Here is a 7766-nt window from a genome sequence, read left to right on the forward strand (position 1 = left end):
AACAGCGGATGCGAGCCCAGCTTACGCAGCAGCTGATTGCCGAGACTCACAGCAACATCCGAACTTTCATCGAGTTGCTGATTGCGCTTTTGTGTACGCGCAAGCGCGCCAGCGGATTTCGCACCATCCTGCCAGTCTGCGTTGTCGAGGTGATCGCGAAACTGACGAACCTCCGCCTCGTTCAGCACGCCTTCAATACAGGTCAGCATCGCTCTCTCGATTCAGTAAAAACTCAGCCCGAACGGCTTGCAAACAAGCTGCGTCGATCTCCGCAACCGTCGCGCAACCCGCCATCGCCATGCATGCTTCGAGCTCTTCGCGCAACAACCTGATCATGTGTGCCACACCGAGCGCACCCGCCACACTCAACGCGTACGCTTGCAACCGCCCGACCAGGACTGCATTCGCACCGAGCGCGAGTGCCTTGAAAACATCCGTGCCGGAACGGATGCCGCTGTCGAACAACAACGGAAACGCGCTGCCTACCGCTGCACGGATCGTAGGCAACACCGACAGACTTGCCGGCGAACCGTCCAGCGCGCGGCCGCCATGATTGGATACGACCAGTCCCGCCACACCGCGACTTTGCAACTGACGTGCGTCATCGGGATGCAACACGCCCTTCACCCACAACGGCAACGACGTATTTTCGAGCAGCCAATCCAGCTCGCTCCAGGTCGGCGCCTCGCGCATGGCTCCCTGAAAGATCCGACTCTGACCCGGTTCCAGCACCACCGGCGCGTCGGCCCGGTAGCCGACCAAGTTGGCCGCCACGCAATCTGCGGGCATCTGAAATCCGGCGCGAACCGTTCGCTTGCTCGGAATCTGGAGGGTGGCATCCACCGTCAGCATGATGGCCTGGTAGCCAGCCGCCTCCGCTCGACGCATCAAGTCGAGCGTCGCCGAGCGTTCCGGCTGCCGATACAACTGAAACCATTTCGTCGGCCCACAAGCACGTGCGATGTCTTCGAGCGTGCACGATGAGCGTGTACTCGCAATCATGCAGGTGTCCGTCGCACCAGCGGCCCGCGCTGTTTCGATTTCAGCCGACGGATGAACCAACCTTTGCAATGCCACCGGCGCCAGCATGATCGGGTGACGCAGTTCCCGTTCGAGCAACGTGATGCGCGTATGTCCTGCAGTGACATCGCGCAGCGGACGTGGGCACACCGCCCACGTCCGGAACGCGTTTCGATTGGCCGCAAGCGTGAGGTCATCGCCGCTGCCTCCTGCGATGTGCTCACGAACTGGCCGCGCGATGAAATCATGCGCCAGCTGTTCATAGTCCTGAGCACAGCCGATCTGCGGAGGAATACTGGTCAGCGGAGACAACACGCCTGCGATTCGCGTACGAGGGTTACAGGTCGTAGTTGAAAGTCAGTCTGACCGTGCGCGCATCGCCCTTGTAGAGGAACGCGCCCGACTGATAGACCGCCAGGTAGTAGTCCTTGTCCGTGACGTTGCCAACGTTCAAGCGCATTTCGAACTTCTCGTTGAAGCGATAGTTCGCGAACACGTCGGCGATCGTGTAGCCCGGAATCGGCTGGCTGTACAGCCCGGCCGCATTGTAGCTCGCAGCCCGATCGGGCTGTCCGCCGTACTTCTTGCCTTCGTGCTTCCCGGCGACGCCGATGGCGAGGCTCTCGGTGAGCTGATACTTCAACTGCGCCGAAGCCGAGGCATCGGCGAAGTTGGTCATGGTCTTGCCGACGTTGGCGGCGGTCGTCGACTCGAGGATCTCGCTCTCCATGAAGGCCACGCCGGCCTGAGCCGTGAGCCCCTCCAGCAACATTCCGGAGACGCCCAGCTCGATGCCTTGCACTCGGCTCTTGCCGGTATTGAATGTGCCGGTGGCGGCGTAGCCCGCGTCACCTTCCATCACATCGGACTTGGTGGTCCTGAACAGCGCCGCGGTCAACAGCAGGCTTTCATCGAACACGTTCCATTTGGTGCCGACTTCCAGATTCAACGAGCGCTCCGGCTTGGCGCCGGCGATCCGGCCGTTGAACACGACGGCGCCGCCGTACGAACTGCTGGTGCCCACGTCGGACTCGCCGCCGTTGATGTCGCTGGCGGTCGACGCGCTGGCATACACGATCAGGTCCGGATCGATCTTGTAGGTGAGGCCCAATTGGCCGTCGAGCAGCGAATCGGAATAGCTGTACGCGGTCGATACCAACGTGTTGGTGTTCTGGGTCACCAGGTCGAAGTCGAAATGATCGCTGCGCAGGCCGGCGAACAGGGTCCAGGAGTCGTTCAGATCGAAGGTGTCCATCACCGCGACCGAGATGGTTTTCACCTGCCAGTCCTGATCCCAGTTACCCTTGGCGATCTGACGATTCATCATCGTGTTCAAACCGTTGACCGCGCGGCCGTCGCGGCCGATGAAACAGAAGGCATTGAACGTGGTGCTGTTGCCCGTCGAGCAGTTCTGACCGGAGTTGCTCACCGAGTAAACGCCGTTGAGCACGCTGTGGTCGGTGTATTCCACGCCGAAAATGAAGGCGTGTTCGCGACCGAACAGCGTCTTGTCCCAATAGAGATTGGTTTGATTGGCCAGGTATTCCACATCCTGCCAACCCTGGTGAGTGCTGAGCGTGGCCGTGGCGTAAGCGCCGCCGGGATTGTTGGCATTGGCGGTTGCGCCGTTGGCGCCGGTCACGACGTAGCCGTTGTTCGATTCACCGTAGCGAGTGAGATTGCTGACGCGCAACGTCGGCGCGATCGAGTACTTGATCCGCAATGTGCCGGTGTCCACATCGGACTTCAGAAAGTCGGGTTCCTGCACATACGCCGGGACCCCGGTCTTCGGCACACGATTGGGCACCGTGCCGGTGAGATAGCTACCGAGATCCGGATTGTCATCCGCACGCAGGCCGTAGTAGTCCAGCACGACACTCAGATTCTCGCTCGGCGCATACAGACCGGACAGCGCCAGACCTTTGCGCTCGCGATCGGCCGGCGCGCGATCCGGCACTTCCTGATAGTGATACAGCGCGTTGGCACGCACGGCGAATTGCTCGCCGAACGATTGATTGGCGTCGACCGTCACTCGGGTGAAATCGTCTGTGCCGAACGCCGGGGAGATTTTCGCGAAGTCCATCGCGGTGGTGGCCTGCTTGGTGATCGCGTTGATCGCACCACCGGCGGTACCGCGCCCGGCGAAACTGGAGTTCGGTCCCTTGGAAATTTCAACTTGATCGACCGCGAAGCTTTCTCGAATGGTCATGCCAGGATCGCGCAGGCCGTCGACGAAGACGTCGCTGCGAGCCTCCTGACCGCGGATGATGTAACGATCGCCGAAGGCATTGCCGTTCTCACCGGTGCCGACGCTGACGCCCGGCTGAGCATTCAGAATCTTGGCCAGATCGGTGTAACCTGAGTCGTCGATCTGCGCCTTGGTGAGCACGGAAATGGTCTGCGGCGTTTCCGCCAACGGGCGCGTATGCCGATCGTCGCCGGAGGTTTTCGCCTTGTACGGCACGCCTAGCTGTGCGTTGGGATTGGGATCGATCGCGGTGTCCTGCACTTTCACCGTGGGCAGCTGCTTCACTGGCGCATTCTCTGGCGCATTTTCCGCCGCCATCACGGCCAACGGCAGGAACATCAACGTCGAGGCGGACACGCCGGCTCGCAAACTGGCCGGCCGCCGGGAATTCTGGAGGATTTGAGTCATGGGGATTGTTGGCTTCGAACTAACAGTGATGACGAACGATGCGGCGCCTGACCGTTGCAGTGGTGGGCCTGTGTTCTGTAAGCCAATCGAGACTGAAAAAGTGACAATGCCGCGCGCAGATTTCTTTTCGGCGGCGTTAGAACTCGTAAACCACAGCGACGCGCAAAGCGCGCGGCGAGCCGGGCGTGATATTGGTGTTGCTATGGGCGAACAAGAAATATTCTTTGTCGAGCAGGTTCTCTACGCTCATCTGAACGCGCTGCCCGTCGCTGTAACGCCAGAAGACCGCGGCGTCGAAGCGCGCATAGCCAGGCAACGTCACGTTGCTCTCTGGGTTAACGAGATTCTCGGTCGCCGCTAACGTGTCGGAGCGAGTAACGACACCGAGCCCGACGCTCCACGCCGGACTCAGGTCGTAGCGATTCCACAGCGAGAACGAATGCCGCGGCAACGCAGCCAGTCGCGCGCCACGACGAATCGAGGCCGACTGGTCGGAGAGGATTTCGCCCCGTTGAAAGGCATAGGCCGCGACGATGTCCCAAGCATCGGCCACAGCGCCGGTGAGACTCAGCTCGACGCCCTGCACTCGCTGACCGTCCACCAGCAACCATTGCGAGCCTTCGTTGGGATCCGCAATCGCGACATGGTCACGCTTCAAGCGATATGCCGCTGCAGTAAACGACAGTTCTTCTCGAATGTGCCATTTCGCGCCCACCTCGGAACTATGAAACTCTTCGGGATCCAGCGACTGAGTGCTGGCCGAAAGCGACATGAACTGTTCGCCCGCGCGAGACTGGAAGGCGGTGCCGTAGTTGACATAGAGCGACAGCGACTCGACCGGCTTGAAAGTAACGCCGATGCGCGGCGACAGCGGAGTATCTGCGCTACGTAGCCGTTCGCCCGTGCGGCGATTGTTGAAAGCCACGTCGAAACGCTCGTAGCGCAATCCCAGGGTTGCCAGGAACTGTCGGGTCAGGTTCGTCTGCAGTTGCAGATAGCCGGCCGTGGCTTGCCCGACACTACTATTGTCCGCGTCCGTCGACGATTGTCGGAACGAAACCGGCAACGTGGTGCGTGGCTCGAGCACCGATACGCTGACCGAAGTCGTTCCCGGAGCGAGCGAATCGAAGTAACCCGTGCCGCGACGATTGTCGATCTCTTGCCGACCGACTTCGACACCGGCCAGCAGTTGGTGCTGCAACTCACCGGTGGCAAACGCGAACGTAAGATCGGTCTTGTCGAACAGATTGCGTCGCTGCGATTCAAGATTGTGTGCGGCGAGTTGTACCGTCGCGCCGCCATCTCGCACGGCGCCCGGAAAGACGTTCTGGAAGTACTTGTCGTAGTCCGCGAAGCGCGCCTGGCTGCGAATCACCAGTGCCTCGCTCAGTTCGTGCTCGATCAGCAATCCTGCCGACCTCACCGTGGCTCGCGACCAACTCTGCTTTGGGTCGCCGAAAAATTGCGACGGGTCCGTCGGCAATGGGCGGCCGTTGAACGCCGACACGCCACGATCCGCCGTCCGTTCATCATTGAAATACTCGACTGTGCCGCTGACCGTGGTACCCGGGCCGGCGCGAATACTCATGCTCGGGTTGATGCCGTAACGTCGCAGCGTGACTTGATCGCGATAGCTGCCCGAATCCTCGTACATCGCATTCAGTCGTAACGCGACGCTATCCGCCACAGGCTGACCGATGTCTAGCGTCGCGCGTCGATTTCGGTTCGTCCCCACCTGCGCGGCAAGTTGCCGGCGCGTGTCGAAGCCCGCCACCTTGGTCACTCGATTGAGTATTCCGCCGCTGCCGCCGCGGCCGAACATCATGGCATTCGGCCCCTGCAACACTTCCACTCGTTCGACGTTGTAGAGGTCGCGGTAGTACTGCGCATCGTCGCGCAAGCCGTCGACGAAGAAATCCGTGCTGGTATTGCTGCCACGAAAAATGAGCGTTTCGCGGTTGCCCTCGCCTTGCGCCACCCCGATGCCAGGCACGTACTGCGCAGCGTCCGACAAACTTTGCAGCGACAGTTCTTCGATGTGCCGACTCGTGACTACGGCTGTCGACTGTGGAACGTCGCGCGGCAGTGTTTCTGTTCTAGTGGCGGAGTTGATTGAGCGCGTAGTTGCGGGCCGATTGGGGTCGCTCTCGACTCGTACCTTCGGCAGCAATGTGACGCTCGGCGAGTCATCGCTCTGCTTCTGCCGACGCAGCAAATAGCCGCCCTCTCCATTGGGAACGGCCTCCAGGCCGCTGCCCGCAAGCAGCGTGCGAAAGCCCGCTTCGATCGTGTAGTCACCGCGCAGACCGGCAGTGCGTTTACCTATCGTCAGCGCCGGATCGAACGACAACGGCACGCGCAGGTTGATTGCGAAGGTCGCCAAGGCCGTGCCCAACGAGCCGGCGGGGATGTCCCGCGTCGACATCTTTTCGGACTGGGCGGCCGGCGAGTCGGCTGCCGGGCACGCGCACGACAACAGACCGCACAGAACGGCAACGATCCACTTGCACACCAGACGGGGCCCTCGAGCGGAGTCTTCCGATACCGTATATGCCCGTCGAGAATCGGAAAGTGACAAGCACGCGAGGAAAAAAATCAGCGCAGCGTCACTCGCACCCACGAGCGCGAATGAAAAGTGACTTCCACCGGCAGCGCCTGGGCCACGGACGCCAGCGCCCGATCCGTATCCACCAGCGAGAAAGCGCCTGAGATCGGCAGCTTGGCCACCGCCGAGTCGTACTGCAGGAGGCCTGGCCGATAACGATTGATTTCGTCGAGCAGCCTGCCCAGAGGCATTTCATCCGCGAGCAGCATGCCGTCACGCCAGGACGTGAGTCGTTGCGCCGTGCCTGCCTCATCAGCGAACTGCCTAGTGTCGAAGCGAGCGGCATCTCCTGCTGCAACGATATCGCCTGCTGCCGGATTCGAGGCGGGCTCAACACGCACGGCGCCTTCGAGTACGGCTACACGACTGATGTCGCGCTCTTTACGAACGCCAAACACGGTTCCAAGCGCAACCACTCGACCATCGCGATTCTCCAGCACCAGCGGTCTGCCTGCTGCAACGGAGCCATGACCGCTCTCGATCAGCGCCTCTCCCCGCAGCAGACGGATGCGTCGTACCTTGCTGTCGAAATCGACATCGACCACCGAATCGGTGTTGAGCGTCACGCGCGTGCCGTCATCGAGCATCACCGTCAGCGACTCGCCGACCGCAGTTCGATAGTCCGGAAATTCGTAGAACGAAGGCCAGCGTGAATTTGCCGCCAAGCCCAGTGCTACGACAGCGACGATCGCCAGAGCCTTGGTTGCGCGATGACGCCGCACGCGATCGCTTGGCGACAACGCAGCCATCGCAGCCGTGGGAGACACGGAATCGAAAGTTCGCGTCAACGCCTCAGCGCGTCGCCAGGCCAATTCGTTGTCGGGGCGCGCTGCTCGCCACTTCGCGAGCGCCTCACGTTCAGCTTCCAATGGCCCGCCCGCACTGAGTTGCACGACCCAGGCGGCGGCTTCATCGAGCGCCACGGGATCGATTGCACCCGGCGGGGAGTCGTTCATTGGCAGGCGAGGCAGTGACGAATCGCAGTGAACAGATACTTGCGCACCGAGCTGACCGAAACCTTCAGACGCTCGGCAATCGCCGCGTGCCCCAGCCCTTCCAACTGCGATAACAGGAACGCATGGCGCACCTTGGCAGGCATGCCGTCCAGCATCCGATCGATGGCGTACAGAGTCTCCAGCGCCATCATTCGGGTATCGGGCGAGTCCACCAGCGGCTCCGGCAAACACGCCAGCGCCTCGAGATACAAACGCTCCAAGCGCCGGCGACGCAGATGATTGACCATCAAACCATGAGCGATGGTGCGCAAATAGCCGCGCGCGGAAGTGAGATTGTCGAGCGAATCGCGCCCGACGATTCTCAGAAACGTGTCTTGCATCAAATCGGCAGCGTCGCAGCGACTGCCCATCTGCCGCGACAACCAGCCTTGCAGCCACCGGGAATGATCCCGATACAGCGTATGCAAGGCCTGTTGCGGAAGCAGCTCGGATGGGGGCATTTGAGAGCGAATCACGGATGCGAATGATT

5 protein-coding genes and 1 pseudogene are annotated in these 7766 nt (G+C 61.2%); all 6 read right to left on the minus strand.

What is annotated here, in order from left to right:
* A pseudogene (locus JNL55_RS15805) lies at nt 1–209 on the minus strand (PKHD-type hydroxylase); the annotation flags it as partial.
* Nucleotides 193–1335, minus strand: a complete 1143-nt coding sequence (locus JNL55_RS15810) for an alpha-hydroxy acid oxidase (protein ID WP_293855332.1) — start codon at nt 1333–1335, stop codon at nt 193–195. The gene JNL55_RS15810 and the pseudogene JNL55_RS15805, both read right to left, overlap by 17 nt.
* A gap of 22 nt (nt 1336–1357) precedes the next feature.
* Nucleotides 1358–3676, minus strand: coding sequence for a TonB-dependent receptor (locus JNL55_RS15815; RefSeq protein WP_293855335.1), 2319 nt, complete (start codon nt 3674–3676; stop codon nt 1358–1360).
* A gap of 136 nt (nt 3677–3812) precedes the next feature.
* Nucleotides 3813–6101 carry a TonB-dependent siderophore receptor gene (locus JNL55_RS15820; RefSeq protein WP_293855338.1) on the minus strand — a complete coding sequence of 763 codons (2289 nt, stop codon included), beginning with the start codon at nt 6099–6101 and terminating at the stop codon, nt 3813–3815.
* A 170-nt stretch (nt 6102–6271) separates the two neighbouring features.
* The gene (locus tag JNL55_RS15825) at nt 6272–7237 is read right to left on the minus strand and encodes a FecR domain-containing protein (protein ID WP_293855341.1); all 966 of its coding nucleotides are present in this window, start codon (nt 7235–7237) and stop codon (nt 6272–6274) included.
* Nucleotides 7234–7766, minus strand: a 533-nt coding sequence (locus tag JNL55_RS15830; RefSeq protein ID WP_415923089.1) for a sigma-70 family RNA polymerase sigma factor, incomplete at its 5' end; no start/stop codon positions are given. The genes JNL55_RS15830 and JNL55_RS15825, both read right to left, overlap by 4 nt.

The organism is Steroidobacter sp. (genome assembly GCF_016790065.1).
GTDB lineage: Bacteria > Pseudomonadota > Gammaproteobacteria > Steroidobacterales > Steroidobacteraceae > Steroidobacter.